The 15,817-nt window shown below is 67.5% G+C and carries 11 protein-coding genes; 5 read left to right on the forward strand and 6 right to left on the reverse strand.

Going from position 1 to position 15,817, the window contains the following annotated elements:
• The first annotated feature begins 12 nt into the window (after positions 1-12).
• Positions 13-1,014 carry a queuosine salvage family protein gene (locus AB0B90_RS05545; protein WP_362921331.1) on the forward strand — a complete coding sequence of 334 codons (1,002 nt, stop codon included), beginning with the start codon at positions 13-15 and terminating at the stop codon, positions 1,012-1,014.
• A gap of 299 nt (positions 1,015-1,313) precedes the next feature.
• On the forward strand, positions 1,314-2,540 hold the full coding sequence (locus tag AB0B90_RS05550) for a radical SAM protein (protein ID WP_362920958.1): 1,227 nt from the start codon (positions 1,314-1,316) through the stop codon (positions 2,538-2,540).
• Here the strand turns inward: AB0B90_RS05550 and AB0B90_RS05555 are convergent.
• The 4 genes from AB0B90_RS05555 to AB0B90_RS05570 form a co-directional block, all read right to left on the reverse strand.
• Positions 2,535-3,305 carry an SIR2 family protein gene (locus tag AB0B90_RS05555; protein ID WP_350947548.1) on the reverse strand — a complete coding sequence of 257 codons (771 nt, stop codon included), beginning with the start codon at positions 3,303-3,305 and terminating at the stop codon, positions 2,535-2,537. The two genes, AB0B90_RS05550 and AB0B90_RS05555, sit on opposite strands and share 6 nt — an antisense overlap.
• Before the next feature lie 41 nt (positions 3,306-3,346).
• A complete protein-coding gene (locus tag AB0B90_RS05560; RefSeq protein WP_362920961.1) occupies positions 3,347-4,012 on the reverse strand; it encodes an NUDIX domain-containing protein in 666 nt (221 codons plus the stop codon).
• A gap of 189 nt (positions 4,013-4,201) precedes the next feature.
• Positions 4,202-4,927, reverse strand: a complete 726-nt coding sequence (locus tag AB0B90_RS05565) for an ATP-binding protein (protein ID WP_362920963.1) — start codon at positions 4,925-4,927, stop codon at positions 4,202-4,204.
• Complete coding sequence (locus AB0B90_RS05570) at positions 4,924-5,358, reverse strand: hypothetical protein (protein ID WP_350947551.1); 435 nt, start codon at positions 5,356-5,358, stop codon at positions 4,924-4,926. The genes AB0B90_RS05565 and AB0B90_RS05570 overlap by 4 nt, the downstream gene beginning before the upstream one ends.
• 483 nt (positions 5,359-5,841) lie before the next feature.
• Between AB0B90_RS05570 and AB0B90_RS05575 the strand changes: the two genes are divergently transcribed.
• The 3 genes from AB0B90_RS05575 to AB0B90_RS05585 all read left to right on the forward strand — a co-directional run bounded on the left by AB0B90_RS05575 (position 5,842) and on the right by AB0B90_RS05585 (position 7,166).
• Positions 5,842-6,663, forward strand: a complete 822-nt coding sequence (locus tag AB0B90_RS05575; protein ID WP_362920966.1) for a helix-turn-helix transcriptional regulator — start codon at positions 5,842-5,844, stop codon at positions 6,661-6,663.
• Complete coding sequence (locus AB0B90_RS05580) at positions 6,654-6,866, forward strand: DUF397 domain-containing protein (protein WP_362920968.1); 213 nt, start codon at positions 6,654-6,656, stop codon at positions 6,864-6,866. Before AB0B90_RS05575 ends, AB0B90_RS05580 begins: the two co-directional genes overlap by 10 nt.
• Positions 6,867-6,953: 87 nt before the next feature.
• A complete protein-coding gene (locus AB0B90_RS05585) occupies positions 6,954-7,166 on the forward strand; it encodes a DUF397 domain-containing protein (RefSeq protein WP_350947554.1) in 213 nt (70 codons plus the stop codon).
• An 81-nt stretch (positions 7,167-7,247) separates the two neighbouring features.
• Here AB0B90_RS05585 and pglX read toward each other — a convergent pair whose 3' ends face one another.
• Both pglX and pglW read right to left on the reverse strand, forming a co-directional pair.
• The gene (gene pglX, locus AB0B90_RS05590; RefSeq protein WP_362920970.1) at positions 7,248-11,255 is read right to left on the reverse strand and encodes a BREX-2 system adenine-specific DNA-methyltransferase PglX; all 4,008 of its coding nucleotides are present in this window, start codon (positions 11,253-11,255) and stop codon (positions 7,248-7,250) included.
• A complete protein-coding gene (gene pglW, locus AB0B90_RS05595; RefSeq protein ID WP_350947556.1) occupies positions 11,252-15,760 on the reverse strand; it encodes a BREX system serine/threonine kinase PglW in 4,509 nt (1,502 codons plus the stop codon). The genes pglX and pglW overlap by 4 nt, the downstream gene beginning before the upstream one ends.
• Positions 15,761-15,817 lie beyond the last annotated feature (57 nt).

Consider the following 15,817-nt stretch of genomic DNA (forward strand, 5'->3'; position numbering starts at 1 on the left):
ATGGCGCATGTGATGGAGACGGGCACTGTCGTCATCGACGAGAACAGGATCAGACTCCTGGCCGGAACTCTCGGGCGGCTACCGTTGGCGGCGGACTTCTCCGCGCAACTGACCCCGCAGGTGGAGGTCGAGGACGAGACCGCCTTCCGGGCGTATCTATGGGCGTCCGCGATATGCCACGCCACGAAGGGCGGCCTGGCGGGGTATTTCTCGGGAGACTACTACAAGGGCTGGGACTTTCTGCTCAGGGCCTTCACCCGGCAGGCGGTCGAGAGCCCGGGAACGCTGAGCCCCGAGGCGATGGAGGACATCACGGAGGCCGGGCTCACGGCCATCCTCGTCGGGCACGCGGAAAAGGCGGAGGTCAAGCTCGCCGACCTGTCCCGACGTGCGGAGATACTCCGCACCACCTCATCGGAATTGCTGCGTGCCTTCGAGGGCAGCGTGAGTCTCCTGCTTGAGGAGGCGGAGCACACCGTTGGCGGTGACAGCGGCGTCTACGCCCTGCTGGAGCGGCTGTCCGCCTTCCGGGATCCCCTGCACAAAAAGAGCAGTGCCTTCCTGATGACCGTTCACTTCTCCGGCCGATGGAAGATAGCGGATCAGCACAATATTCTGCCGATGATTGACTACCACCGGATGCGCATCCTGCTCCGTACGGGCTGCATCACTGTTCTGGATGACGACGTCGCCCGTCGGCTCCGCGACCAGCGAAAGGTGAGCCCCGCTGTGGAAACGGTCGTCCGGGAGGTTTCGATGCGGGTGTGCAGCGAGTTGCCGGGGCTCGCGGGTATGCCCATGTTCGATTTCGACGTGCTGTTGTGGGCACACGCTCGCAGCTGCTGCAGGAACGCCCCGCTCTGTGTGAGCCAACGGGTCGAGAACGACTCCTTTCACTCCTACCTGGCGTCCCCCACCCCGAATCGGTGTGTCTTCGAGAGCTGGTGTCCGGGAAAGTCGGACGCGCGATCTCGTGATCTCTGGGAACCGGTGGTGGCCACCGAAAACTATTGAGCGGCCTGTGGCCGGGGATGACGGTCTCCTGTTCGTCGAGGAATCCCTTCCGTTTTTCTCCGGTCGCCGGTCTCCAAGCGCCCTTGACGCCACACGGTCCGCGGGCGACGATTGATGCTCAGGAGCCCTGAGCGGAGAATCGATTGTGGCATCGAGATCAACTGCGCGAAATCTCATCGGCCGTCACTCCGTCGCTCCACAATTTCACCTACACCTACCCTCCTCCCTATTTCGCTCGCAAACTGAGCGTTCCGGGGGGCCTTGACCGCCACGTCATCGGTGAGTTCGCCGACTTCAGCATGTATCTACATATTCCCTTCTGCCGGATCAACTGCAATTTCTGCAGTCTGCACAGGAGCCTCCTTCGTGACGACGGGGAGCTGGAGAGCTATCTTTCGGCGCTGCTCAGGGAATTGGGGGAGTTCGGTGACCACCTTGGGATTCTGGGGTCTCCGCGGATGTCCACCCTCTACATCGGAGGCGGGACGCCGAGTGTTCTGCGGATCGAGCAGCTGAACAGGCTCCTTGACCGGGTCGCCGTGTTCGCGCCGCAGGGCGTGCCGGTGGAGGCCACGATCGAGTGCGCTCCCGACGCCGGTCGTGATGCCGCCTACTGGACCTCGTTCCTGGGGGCACTCGCCACGCGGACCCGCCTGCCCATTACCCGGATCAGCGTCGGCATACAGGCGTGGAGAGACCATGCGCTGCGAAGAATGGGGCGCGGTAGCACGAAGCGGGCGGTCATCGAGCTGCTGAGGGCCGCGGACTGCCTTCTTCCCAGCTACAACGTCGACTTCATCCTGGGCTACCCGCGGGAGGAGTGCACGGTGGCGGGCCAGGCCGTGGAGATCCTGGAGGCTGTCCACGATCTTCGAGAGCTGGGGTTCTCACTTCCGAGTGTGAGCGTCTACCAGCTGTGGGACGTGGAGGAGATCCCCGTGCTGCGGCGCAGGCCGCATGAGATGCCGAGTGCCGACGCGGTGATCGAAGCACTCTGGACGATCCAGCAGGGGCTCTACGGCATGGGCTACGTTCCGGGGGCGGGGACCACGTTCGTCCGCGGCGAGGAGCACCGGCACCGCTGGACGGTGCACAGGTGCAGGGAGTTTCGCCACCTGGGCTTCGGCTCGGGCAGTTACTCCTTCCTGCCGGGCGGGTTCGTCCAGCGCGGACGGGACGTCGACGGCTACAAACGGGTGCTGTCGGCGCCTCACGTCTCCTGGACGGAGATCGACGATCGGTTGAACACGGTGTTCCGGCTGACGGCCGAGGATGTCGAGATCCGCCGGATCATCGTGGGGCTCCGCTCGGGGACGCCCGTGCCCCTGGTGGAGGCGGATGCCGTGGAGAGCCTCCGGCTCGGGGAGCTTCGGGACAAGACGCGCCGTCTCTGCCGGTCAGGAGTGCTGGAGGAGCGGACGGGCATGATCGCGCTTTCCGAGGACGCCTTCATGCTGACCAACGCCGTCTCCGCCTTCCTTCACCCCGCCGACGTGCCACGAAACTCCGCGGGGTCCGCCCTATGACGGCAGCCCGGTCGCCCTCGCGAGCTCGACGGCGAACTCCTTCACGTCCTGGTCGATGACGTCGAGTCGCTGTTCGCGCCAGACGCTCACGGCCGTCGCCGCCGGACGCAGCTGAACCGCGTAGGCGCGCCGCTGCAGCGGGCCGAAGCGGCGGCCGAGCGTGTAGTAAAGCCGCTTGAAATCGGGGTCGTTCAGTCCGTAGCCCAGGAACAGCAGCGTCTTCGTGGCGAAATAGCCGTTGAGCACCGATGCGATTCCCGGCTGGACGGAGAACAGGTCGTAGTAGTCGCGATCGGTGACCACGATCGTGTCCGGCCGGGCCGGCGTCCCGTGGATCTTCAGCACCGGCACCGACCCGGAACGGATGAAGGGCAACTCGCCGTCGGTGACGACCACGCTGTGCGCGATGCCCAGTGAACTGAGCGACTGCTCGATGAAATGATCCCAGTTCGTGGAGACGAAGGCGGCGAACGGCTGCCCGCACAGCGTGCGATGCGTGTCGGTGGGGGCGGCCGGCACATGCTCGACACGATCGAGAAGAAATGACAGGAGAGCGTGCCTTCCCCGCAGGGCGGAGTAGGTGGTGGAGACCTCCGTCAGATCGTCGGGGTTGCCGTCGAAATCGTCCAGGCGGGAGGCGAGGGCACGTGCCAGCTGGGATCCGGTGGGCAGGCCGCCGAGGGCGGAAAGTCCCGCACCACAGAAAGCGACCACATCCCCGCTCTGGACCGATTCGACGAGTTCCAACGGGATGGGCGGGAGCACGGCCCAAGTGTAGTCAGCCGCCCCTTCGAGCAGACGGTCCTTCAACGACCGGTGAACACATCGTTGTGGAGGCGGTCGTGAACGATCGACGGGACCGTGACGTCCGGCGCCCCCCACTGTGCCGCACGGTCACGCGTCCGAACGGAGGAAGGCGGACGGGAGTCGAGCGCTCCGGGCACGGGAACGGCCTGTGGGGCACGGCGCTCGGCGAAGAATCGCAGCGCGACGTCCAGATCGTCGAAGAAACCGTCGATGAAGGTGAGCTCGCCCGACTCGCGTTTGGCGATGAGCGCCGCCGGATGCTCATAACCCACCCAATCGACCTCCGCCGGATCTATTTCGTCTCGACGCGGACTCTCGTCCGTCTCGCCTGTGAACAGATATCGGTAACGGTCGTACGGATTGATTCCCCGGTGCAGCACGTGAAGGTTGTGCAGTGAGACCCCGAGTTCTTCGCGGGTCTCCCGATGTGCGGCCTGGTGAGGGGTTTCTCCGGAGACCACCGCACCGCAGACATGGTCGATGTCCCCCGGATTGACATCCTTGGACAGGGAGCGTCGATGAACGAGTATCTGCCCGATTCCGTTGAATATGACCACGATGACAATCGACAGATAAAGACCTTCGTAACGACCGGCGTCCTGGCGCGGAACTGCTCGCTTGACCACGTGCCCTTCGCCATTTACAAGATCAACCGTTTCGGTCATCGGCCGATGATACATCATGGCCTCGTTGTGTGAGATCAAGCGCTGTCGCATTTATTGGTTGATAGGTAGAGATGTCTTATGTGTCGATCGGTATTCGTACGCCTCTCCGCTCGGGGGTGCGTGACCGCGATCGGCCCCGGTGGGCCGCGGCAGGGCGGGCGGAGGTCGTTCGGGCTCGGGGCTGCGCTCTCAGCGGTCGCCGACGGAGAGACGCCAGTGGGCCCAGACGGTTTTGCCGGGGCGGTCGGGGAGGGGGGTGACGCCGGTGTCGTGGGCCAGAGCCCTGACGATGGCGAGCCCGCGGCCGTGCAGGGACTCGGGATCCAGGGTGAGGTGACGCGGCTGTCCGGGGCCACGGTCGGTGACCTGGACCTGGAACTCGTCGGCGTCGGCCCACAGGGAGAGCCTGACCACGGGCTCGCCGTGGACGATCGCGTTGGCGAGCAGCTCGCCGACCACCAGGACGGCATCGTCGGTGAGGTGGTGCAGCGCCCAGGCGGTGAGGGTCTCGCTCACCATGGCGCGGGCCTTGCCGACGATCGGCAGGTCGTGCGGCAGGTCCCAGTAGACGGCGCGCGGGTCGTCCGTGGGGTGCGGTGTGTCGGGGCTCACGGGCATGGTCCCTCCTCGGGGTGGCGGTGTGCTGCGTTCGGCCTCGCGCATCAGGTCGCGTAGCTCGTCGGCGGTGCGGGCCCGCACGATCAGGGGTTCGGCGGCGGGCCAGACGGCGACGGCGTGGAAGTGCCGGGTGCCGGTGCCGTACCAGACGATCCAGGCGGGCTCGATCTGGTCCAGCTGCTCGGCGGCGGCGCGTTCCGCCGGGTCCCAGGGCCGGGAGCAGACCCGCTCGGTGACGGTCCCGCGCCGGTGCCGCCCGCCCTGCCGGGGCTGTGGCTCTGGCTCGCGTCCGTTCATGCCGTCGCCCCCTGCCGGTACGGGGTGTGCTTGCCGGGGGTACGGGAACCCGGCGGCCGTCCTCGCCGGTACGGCACGGTGGTGACCGCGACCCCGGCCGTGACCCCGGCCTGCTCAGGGCGCCGGTGCCGGCCGGGGGAGACCTCCGGGAGCCGCGCCGGGGAAACGACGGGAGGGGGAGCGGGGATCGACCGGACGGGCGTCGCGACCGGCGGACGACCGGAAAGGCCGAGGCGGCGGCGGGTGGTCATCCTGGCGTGGACCTGGGCGGGGGTGGGCTGCTCCCAGTGGTGGCGGGCGCGGTGCGGCAGGCTGGCGGCCTCGTGCGCGTACGGGGGATGACCGCACCAGCGGCAACCGAGCGGCATCGGCGGCCGGTCGGCGTGCCAACGGACCCTGATGGGGCGGGGGTTTCCTCTAGGGTGATGCATCAGATCGGACCTCCTGCGTCCGGTCGAGGGGCTCGTCCCGGCGTGCGATGCCGTGGCGGGTCCCGCTTTCGTTTCTGGGGTGAGGACTGCGTTTCCGGGGCGGGGGCGGCGCCGTCCGGGTGGTCGTGCCTGCGTCAGGTGACTTCCGGCCGTCCGACCAGGGCTTGCCGAGTGGTGACAGGTCTGTATCCGGCGGATGCCTGAACTACCTGTCGATGTCGCATGATCCGACACCTCGGCGCCATTTCTGACCCTCTTTTCCGGACATAGACAACTATTTTGGCGACAGGTTTGCCGAGGCCTTTTGATGCATGTGGTAAGAGGGCTTATCCGACGCTTTTCTCGCGCCCTCCTTCCCTTCACAGAGTGCCCTCGACCGGCTACGTTGAGTATCGAAACTCCCTACACACCTCCAGGACACTTTGTAGTGGACTGTGTTTTTTTGTGTTGGCGGAGTAGCGCCCCCCGCAGGACGGAGCTGAAATGTCCGCTTTCCAGGAACCCGACCCTTCTGTAAAGCCTCTGGTCCTTCTGGGGGCCGAACTTCGCAAATACCGAAATAGAACCGGCATCTCCATAGAGCGCCTGGCGGAGGTCATCCCTTTCAGCGCGAGCCTGATCGGCTTCACCGAGCGAGGGCAGCGCAGGGCAGGCCGGAGCTTCATGGAGCACTACGACGAGGCCGTGGGCGCGGGCGGGGAGCTCGTTCGGCTCTGGGAGTACGTCACCCGCTCGACGAGCCCTCGGTGGTTCCGGGGGTGGCTGGATATCGAGCAGGAGGCGCATTTTCTACATACCTGGGAACCGCTCATCGTGCCGGGTCTGCTGCAGACCGAGGAGTACGCGCGGGTGGTTATCCGGAGCGAGCCCGGCATAACCGACAAACAAATAGAGAAGGCTGTCGCGGCCCGAATAGGGCGGCAGGAGATCTTCGCTCGCGAAAACCCGCCGCTGTTCCGCGCGGTGCTGGACGAGGGCGTTCTGCACCGCCTGGTCGGCAGCAAGGAAATCATGCGCCGGCAACTCGAACGCCTCGTGGAGGCGGTAGAATCCCCACGAATCGGCATCCAGATCATCCCCTTGAAGCTGGGGGTGGTGACCGGGGTTCTCGGTGGCTTCGTGATCGCGCAGCTTTCAGGAGTTCCGGATACGGCGTATATCCAGTCCGCAATTCATGGGCACGTGACAAACCGCCCTGAAGATGTCGAAGCTATCCATAGCAGGTATGACGCCTTGCGAGCCGAGGCGCAACCCCAGCAAATGTCCACCGAGTTGATCAGGGAGGCGGAGAAACTGTGGACCTGAGTGATGAGTTGAAGAGCGCGGCCTGGCGTAAGGCCACCAAGAGCGGTCCCGACCAGGGGAACTGCCTGGAGGTGGCTCCGTTGTCGGGTGGTCGGGTGGGGCTGCGTGACACCGAGGCCCCCGAGCGGGCGCCGTTCGTGGTGAGCGCGAGCGTGTGGGACGCCTTCGTGGACGGGGCGAAGAAGGGTGAGTTCGACTTCTGACCCTCGATCCCTCCGCAGGGGAGGCTCCCGGTCGTTGCTGGGAGCTTCCCCGTGCACCGTTATCCGCAGTGGAGAGGCGGAGAGACCGTGGACCTGAGTGATGAGTTGAAGAGCGCGGCCTGGCGTAAGGCCACCAAGAGCGGTCCCGACCAGGGTGACTGTCTTGAGGTGGCTCCGTTGTCGGGTGGTCGGGTGGGGCTGCGTGACACTGAGGCCCCCGAGCGGGCGCCGTTCGTGGTGAGTGCGAGCGTGTGGGACGCCTTCGTGGACGGGGCCAAGAAGGGCGAGTTCGACTTCTAGTTACGCCTGCGGAACACGGGAGGGCTCTCGGCCGTGGTCGACGGACGAGAGGCACCGATGTCTCATTTCCCGTGAGCCTGGTCAGGGTTGCTTGCGGGGGCGGGTCGTCTTCGGGGGACGCCAGGTGGTGAGGTCGTTGTCGCCGAGGTGCAGGCGGTCGCGCGTCTGGGTGAGGAAGCCTTCGTAGATGTCGGCAGGGCTGGCGCCGTAGACGTAGTCGAACTCGTCGTGCCACTGGCGGACCCAGGGCAGCACCTCGCGGAGCCCGGCGAGCAGCGGGGTCAGCCGGTCTGCGTCCCAGCCGTGGTTCTGCTCCCGGTCGACGACGATGGTGGCGAGAGCCTGAGCCTGCTCCTTGTGGTCCCAGCCGGCCCAGCCGAGGACCAGCGCCGGGTCACCGTCGCGGCCCGCGTGCGGATAGGAGATGAACCGCTCCTTCGGCACGTCGAGCTTGCCGCGGTTACGCCAGTACGAGACCTTGAGGAAGTCACCCGAACCGTACTTCGGCGGCACCGGGATCGCGTCCCGGATCCTCTTCACCTCCGCCTCGGCCCTGACCTGCTCGGTGTTGAGCGCGGTCCACTCGTCGTAGGCCCGCTTACGCTCCTCGCCGTCTTCCAGGTCGTCGGCGATCTTCCGCTGCCGTTCGGCCGCCTGCCTGGCCGCGTCCGCGACGGCCTGGGCTGCGTCCTCCCGGCGCTGCCGGTTCCAGACGTCCTCCCAGTCGGCGCGCTTGCTCAGGCCGGAGTCCTTGTAGCGGAGCTGCGCGAGGTAGGGAACGTGCTCGTCGGCGACCAGCTCGGCGACCACCTTCTCCAGGTCCTTGCCGGGGGCGTACAGCTCGGCGACCGAGACGAAGTCCTCATCGGGCCTAAGCAGGTCGGCGAGCTGTGCGGTGCTGAGCATCCGAGGCTGCTCCATCCCGTCCAGGTAGTGGAACCAGAGCTCCCGCGCCTCACACCGATCCAGCAGCCAGTTGCGCAGGGCAGCCGCTTCCTGCTCGGCCCACCCCCATGGCTTTACGTCTTTGATCAGCGCCCAGCGCCTCTTGTATTCGGGACGCTCCAGTAGCCCGATGTTGCGATCAGAGCCGATCAGCGCGATTCGCCGCTCCACGACCTTTTTGTACTCGTCCGGCCAGTGACCCGGAATCTCCTTGACCTTGCGCGAGCCCTCGCGCCGGTGTCGGATGAACCATTGATCGTCTGACTCGTCCACCTCGGGGTTGCTCGCCATGACGATCTCAAAAGCCCGCTCGCCAAGGTTGAGTTGTGGAATGGCCTCCGGTGGAGCGGTCAAGCTCTCATCCAGAAGTCCGTAGAGCGAGTAGACGTGCCAGTCCAGCTCTTCCTGAAGCGCGATCATCCGCGCTCGGGTCGAATGCCACTGCTCCCGCGCGTTTCTCAATCGCTCCCGGGTTGGTGTGGTTCCTGCCACCACTCTTGCGGGGCTCGCTTCTTGAAGTGTTTGTGCTAGAGCATCGAGCTCCCGCCCGAGGTCCAAGGGTAAATGCTTCGGGAGCGGAAATTCTTGTAGCTTTGTCGCAGTGAATTCAAAAAAATTCTCCCACGCATAGCGGCCTGTGCCTCGCTCGCCGCCACGGTTTCCTTTGTCCTGGCTCACCTGCTTAAGCCAGAAACACGCTGTTGAGCTGTTTAAGGCTCCAAGTAGCTCGAAGTGCTCTTTCTCTGAAATATTCGAAGCTTTTGTTGGTAATTTAATTACGGGTGCAGTCCGATTGAAAAGTCGGCCTAGTCGATCAAAGGTGAAATGGTTGTGAGTGGAAACAAAAGCGAAGGTGATCCCGTGGGGTGTTGTCAGCTTACTGGAGTAGTTTTCCAGATGACTTGTCCAGGGGCGCCCTTGGTCGTGCATTGACTTGCCGAAGATAACCCGCCTCGACAAGAGCGTGCGAGCTGGCCAGAGGCTGCGTGTGCTAAGGGGGTGAGAGGTGGGGATGCTAACCCTGTTGGCTGAGTCTAGATAGGGGTTTCGGACCTTGACCACATCGAAGATGACGAAGTCGCGGACGGTGTCTCCGACGACAAGATCTCTGACGTAATCGCTTTCACCAAGTCTCCGCGCAGTGGATTCGTCACGGAGAAAATAAAGTTCGTCTTCGCCGGTTGCAGTTGAGCGGCCTACGCTTGTCGCTACGTCAGCGATTCTCCGCCTGCTGGCAGACTCGATCAACTCTTGAAGTTCGACTGCGCCACCTCCCCCCAGATTCCAAGGGTATCGAGCGAGGTCTTTTCTGTTGGCATCTGTAGTGCTTAGCCACTTTGACTCTGATTTAGGGTTGCCGATTTGAGTGATGATGGCTTGCCATACTTTGCCTTCGGCGGGAATTGGAGGGGGGTTGGGCTCTCCGCTGATTCCCATGACCATATGGATGGTTTCAGAGCGCTTCCGTCTTCGACTACGGCCGAATAAAATTACGGTTGGGGTGCCATGTCCAGGGATGTACGCCCCCGATGTGTCGATGACATGGGTAAGTTCAACCTGATGGGCAAAAAACTCTTCGATTAGTTTACGGCCAAATTCTCGCTTCATGAATGAGTTGGCTGTTATCTGGCCGACGTAACCGGCGCCTCTGCCGTCGTTCTCCGCAGACAGCGCCAACTCGAAGAAGCGTTGAGCGAACGGCACTGAGAGTGCATATTGACCTGCGCAGGCTTTATAGAGTTCGCGGTACAATTCGTTGAGCTTTTTGTCCTTGACCGTGATGTAAGGCGGATTGCCCACGACCACGTGGTAGCTGCCCGGACTCAAGATGCCCGGGAAATTCTGGACATCCTCGGTGGTGTAAGCGAACTCGGCCAGTTCGTCTCTCGGGAGGTCGGCGACCTCTTCCTCGTAGGTCTGCGAGAAAAGGTCGCCCTGTTCGTTGGCTGCGGCGAAGAGCCTGCCCTGTTCGCTGACCCCGTGCAGGATCGCGGCGTCGGACTCCATGGTGGGCAGCGCGAGCTGGCGGGCCTTGATCAGCGAGTCGCCGATGGCGAGGTTCAGCGGGAACTCGTAGTTTCTCGCCTCGGCCAGCGTGGTGAAGCCCGAGGCCCGCAGTGCCGCGATGAACAGCCGGAAGCGGGCGACCGCGATGGCGAACGGGTTGAGGTCCACCCCGTGGACCGCCTGCAGCGCCAGCCGTACCAGCTCGCGCCGGTCCCGCATCGGCGCGTGCCGGGTCCACTCGTCCAGCAGCCGGTGGAAGGCGCCCAGCACGAAGTGACCGGACCCGCAGGTGGGGTCGATCATCCGGATCTCGTCGTGGCCGAACTCGGCGATCGCCGGGGTGAGCGTGTAGTCGAGGATGAACTCCTCGACGAACTCCGGGGTCTGCAGCAGCGCGTACGTCTTGCGTGCCGCCTCGGACAGGTCCTGGTAGAGGTCGCCGAGGAAGCGGGTGTCCCAGTCCTCGACGGCGAAGGAGTGGACGAGCACCCCGTCCTCGCCGCGCCGCCGCCAGAAGCCGATCAGCTCCTTGGCCGCGTCGTGCGAGATCGGGATCTGGTAGAGCGGGTTGTGCCTGCGGTCGAAGAGCAGCGCGCCGGCCTGGGAGTCCGCGATCTCGGCGAACGCGGCGAGCAGCCAGCCCCGGTCGGTCTCGGCGGGGTTGAGCCGGAAGAACTCCTCCTGCGCCTCCTCGGCGAGGACCATCCGCTCCGGCGAGGGACCGGCGAGGTAGGGCGAGGTCAGCAGCCCGTTGTCCTCGCAGAATCGGACGAAGACCGTACCGAGCACCCAGGCCGCCGCGGCCTGGGTGACCCGTTCGTCCCGCCACGCGGCCCAGGTCGCCGCCGTACGACCCAGCCGGAACGCGAGCCGGTACTCGGCGTCCAGCCGGTCGCGGACCCTCCTCGCCGTGCGGCCTCCGTCCGAACCGCCGACCCGCCGGGCGTCCCCGTCGGCGGCACCCCCGTGATCGGCGTCCCCGTGCCCTGCGCCTTCGTGGCGGGCACCGCCGCCGGAGTGCCCGGTGCCGTCGGTGCCGACGATCTCCGAGGCGGTCTCCACCTGGTCCCGCAGGTCCTTCTCCAGCGTCCTGACCTGCTTCTGCAGGTCGGCCAGCAGTGCCTTGCGGTCGATCACGACGCTCTCGCTCCACTTCGGTGCTGGTTCGCCACCCAGGCGTCGGGCAGCTTGATCCACTCGTTCGGCAGCTGGGCCGGGGTCAGCGCCCCGTCCAGGTTCGGCGAACGGTTCGGGTCGGTCATCGGGCAGAGCAGCCAGACCGGCGGCCCGCCGGCCCGCGCCCGACCGGCGAGGCGCCGGATCACCCCCAGACCGTCGTACCTGGCGGCGGCCGCGGCGTCGTGCAGCAACAGCGGGCCCGCGGCGCGCCCGGAGCCGGGGTGCCCAGGACCCGCGTGCCCGGTCTCCGGGCGTCCGGAATCCGGATTCGAGGTCCGCGGACGCGGGGTGTCGGGGAACGGGGTGGCCGACAACAGCGCGTCCAGGCGCGGAGCGACCAGTTCCCAGGCGTCGCGGGCGTACTCGGCGAGCTTGAGCGCGCCCCTGCTGCCCGGCTCGGCCAGGTCGGCACCGAGCACGGTCTGCCACGTCGGCAGCGGCCGAGGATCGATCAGCTCGTGCAGCGCCGCGACGAAGAGGCCGGTCACGTTCACCGGCCGGGCGCCGAAGCGGCCGACCAGCTCACGGCGGCCCCGCTCGTACCCGGTCAGGCCCACGGTCAGCGCGCGGAAGCCGCCCTGTCCGGCCGAGGCGAGCCGCTCCTCGGTGCGGAGCGCCTCGGCCAGCTCGGGGGTGGCCGCCGTCCAGCGCGACGCCCCGGTACGGGTGGACCGGCGCCGGATGACCGTGCCGGAGACCGAGTCGGGCGACTGCGGCGGGACGTACCGGCCGTCCCGCCAGCGGACGTCGAAACCGGCGTCGCGGAGCAGCGTGTCCAGGCGCGGATGGCCGGGAAGCGGGGCGAGCGCGGGGAAACGGGCCCGCACCCGTTCGCGTACCTGCTCGGGCCTGAGCCCCGCGGGATGCCCGTCGCCCCCGCCGAGCGGTATCACGCCCGCCTGGGTGAGCCGGAGCGCCCGCACCGGGTCCAGGTCGCGCGGATAGATCTCCAGCCGGGAGGTGGCCGCGGCCCGCAGCGAGGCCGCGGCGGCGAGCTGGACCAGGCGGCGGTCCTCCAGCACCGGGGCCTGGCCGGGAACGGGTACCGCCCTCAGCTCGCGAAGGACCGCCGCCGAGGTCGGCAGCACCTCCTGGGCGGCCAGCCGGTCGGCCGCCTCGCCCAGCGCGTCGGCGTAGTCGAGCAGTGCCGTGGCCGAGGGGGTGTCGGGGGAGTCGTCCGCCCCGACCTCCAGCGCCACCATCAGCCGGTCACCCGCCCGCTCGTCCGCCCGTTCACCGTGCCGGTCATCGCGGCGGTCGTCGTGCCGGTCGTCGTGGCGGCGGAGCAGCAGCCGGGGCTCCTCGGGCTCCTTCACGACCGGGTCGATCTCCACCGCCGCCCGTACGGCGGCCAGGGCGAGCGCCCGGCGCAGCGCCGGATCGGTGCGGCTGGAACCCCGGGCGGCGAGGACCGCCTCGGCCAGCTCGGCCACCGCCATCACCCGGCCACTCTGGGCGAGAAGCTCCAGCACCTCGTCCCGGACGCTGCGGATCACCGGTTCCGTGTGCCACCGGTCGCGTTGCCGGGTGAGCATCTGGGCGACCCGGCCCCTGGTCACCGCGACCGCCGTGGCCACCGCCTCCTGACGCGGCCACGGCGGAAGGCCGGGCAGCGCACCGGTGGAGTCGGGCAGCCCCAGCAGCAGCCGGATGGCCTCCACCTCGCCCGCGTTGCGGCCGTTCCTGTGCCGTTCGGGGACGAGCAGGGCGGCGACGGTGTCCAGGCCGATCCGGCCGAGCACCACCTCGTCGCCGTCCAGTGCGGCGGCCTCCTCGCGGGCGGCGACCCGCTCGCCGGTGGTGATCGGCTCGCTCTCGTCGAGCCGGGTCCGCCAGTCACGGATCCGGCGCTGGAGCTCCTGGCGGGTCTTGGCGCCGAGGCCGGGGAGGGTGAACAGGGTCTTGGAGGGGAGGCTCAGCAGGTCGCCGACCGTGGTGGCGCCCAGCCGGTGCGCCGTCGACACCGCACGGGAGGTCAGTCCGGCGGTCTCCAGCACGGTCGCGCGGGTGGCGGCCAGCGCGGCGGCGTCCCGCGCCTCCTCCGCGGTGACCTCCTCGGCGGGCAGGTCGCCCGGATGCCCGGAACTCACCGGCGGCACCGCGTCCGAGCGCCGGAACACCTGGAACCAGGCGTTGCGCATGTCCTTGAGCGACTCGAACCGCTGCCGTGCCTCGCGGTGCAGCGCCCGCAGGAAGAACTCGACCAGCCCCTCCCTGACGGACGGGTCGAACGCCTCGGCGGCCAGGGTGGGCGGGCCCTCGGTGTAGCGGGGCTCGGTCGCGTTGTCGCCCCAGGCCGGCAGCTCACCGGAGGCCATCTGGTGCAGGGTCACCGCGAGGGCGTACCGCTCGGCGTGCGCGTCGTAGACGGTCCGCTTCGCCGTCCCCAGGAAGGGGTCGAGGTAGTACGGGGTGCCCGCCTCGATCTCCCTGACCGAGATGCCGGCCAGCGAGAAGTCGAAGAGGACGAGCTGGCGGGTACGGTTCGGGCGGACCCTGATCGCGATGTTGTCCGGCTTGATGTCGCGGTGGGTGACGCCCTCGCCCTCCAGGAAGTCCAGCGCGCCGAACAGGTAGTCGCTGTAGGTCTCCAGCTCGTCCGGGGTGAGCGCCCCCTGCTCGCGGATCTTGCGGGCGACGGTGTGCTCGCCCGCGTGTTCCAGCACGATGCAGGTACGGTCGCCGATCCTGATCGGCTCGGGGCGGACCAGCTTGATGACGCGCGAGTCGTCACGCAGGTCGCGCAGCACCGACGCCTCGTGGTCGAGCCTCGCCGCCTTCTCGTCCGACAGGGCGACCTTGAGCACTTCCAGTTTCTCGCTCCGCAGGTTCGTCACCAGCAGGGCGCGGGAGGTGGAGCCGGTGCCGAGCCGCTTCTCCACCCGCCACTCGCCGCCGATCACGTCGCCCTGCCTGGCCTCCAGCGGATCGAGGTCGTCTCCCGGCTGCTCGTCGGCGGGGTGGACCGACTCGGGGGCGGTCGCCTCGTCCTCGACGATCTCCAGCATCTCCAGGAACTCGGCCACGCTGGTCAGCCGCTGTACGGGAACCGGCGCGGTGGCGGCCTGGACCAGCTCGTCCATGAACCCGGTCACCGAGTCGGCGACCGTCGAGGGGCGCAGGCCGTTCTCCTTCGACAGGCGGGCGAGGAGGTCGGCCCGCCGATCGCTCGGAGGCAGACCGGTGAGCAGCAGGTAGGACAGGGTGCCCAGGCCGAACACGTCGAGCGCCACCGGGTCGGGGCTCGGCGTGTTCAGCTCAGGGGCCAGATAAGCCTGGGCTGACGCCTCCATGTGCTGGCCGACATGGCTGCTGGAGCTCATCCCCGGACTCGTGCCGTCGGTGCCCTCACCTCGGGTGGCGGTCTGCCAGTCGCTGATCTGGAGCTGCGGGTTGAGCCAGCCCTGCTCCCGCGCGTCCCTGGGAGCGCGGCCCGGCGTGACCAGCACGCTGCGCGCCGACAGCGCCCGGTGGTGCAGATGCCGCCCGTGGGCGTACGACACCGCCTCGACGAGCTGGCGGATCAGGTTGAGCCGGGTGAGCAGGTCGAGGCGCGGGCCGTACTCGCCGATGTAGTGGTCCAGGCGCATGGCGCGCGGGTCGTGCCGGAAGATGAGCGCAGGGCCCATCTCGTGCTGCTCCAGGGTGTCGACCCGCACGATGCCCGGGTGACTGATGCCGTGCAGGGCCAGCACCTCGCGGCGGGCCGCCCGGCCCATGCTGGCCCGCATGTCCTCGTCGGCGTTGCGCTCGACCAGGTAGATGCGGATACGGCGTTTCTCGGCGCTGATGTCGCGGTGCGTGGCCAGGTGGTCTTCCCAGGTGGGCCCGGCGTCGAACGGGCGCGGCTCCAGCTCCCAGGCTCCCACCTGGAGGTGGGAGCGGCTCTTGGCGATCCCCACCTTGCGCAGCCAGCCGCCGAGCGGCCGGGAGATCTCCGGGGTGATGCGGCGGCGCTGGTCGCGGGGCGCCGCCGTGAGCAGGTCCGACAGGATCTTCGGTAGCCGGCCGTTCTCGGGCCCGTAGACCCCGGTGAGGTGCTGGTCGGGCAGCTCCACCTCCAGCGAGGGCACGGAGAGGAAGACCGCGGCGTGGATGTAGGGGACCCGCGCCCGAGGTCCGGCGGCCTGCTGCAGCAGCGACTTGAGCTGCTTGGCCTTGGAGTCGGCCAGGTGCAGCGGGTTGTCGAAATAGCGGGTGCGGTTGCCGGTCGTCTGCACCCAGTTGGCGCCGCTCGCGCCGAGCCGCCCGTGCAGGCTCTTGATCTCGATGAGGAAGAGCCCCGCGGGCGCGGCCACGAACAGGTCGACCTCGCGGACGTGCCCGGTGTTGGCGGTGAAGGTGAAATTCGACCAGGCACGGTACGGCTCCGCGTCGGGCAGCCCCGAGCGGACGTGTTCCAGGGCCTCGCGCTCGTGCTGGTACTGGGAAGGCGTGATCGTGGTCCAACGGCCTTCTAGCACGTCAAGGATCTCCAAGGCAGTGGGGGTCTGCGTGGCTGTGCACCAGGGTAGATCGCG

The sequence above is a fragment of the Streptosporangium sp. NPDC049078 genome, from assembly GCF_040648855.1.
In the GTDB taxonomy this organism is placed as follows: domain Bacteria; phylum Actinomycetota; class Actinomycetes; order Streptosporangiales; family Streptosporangiaceae; genus Streptosporangium.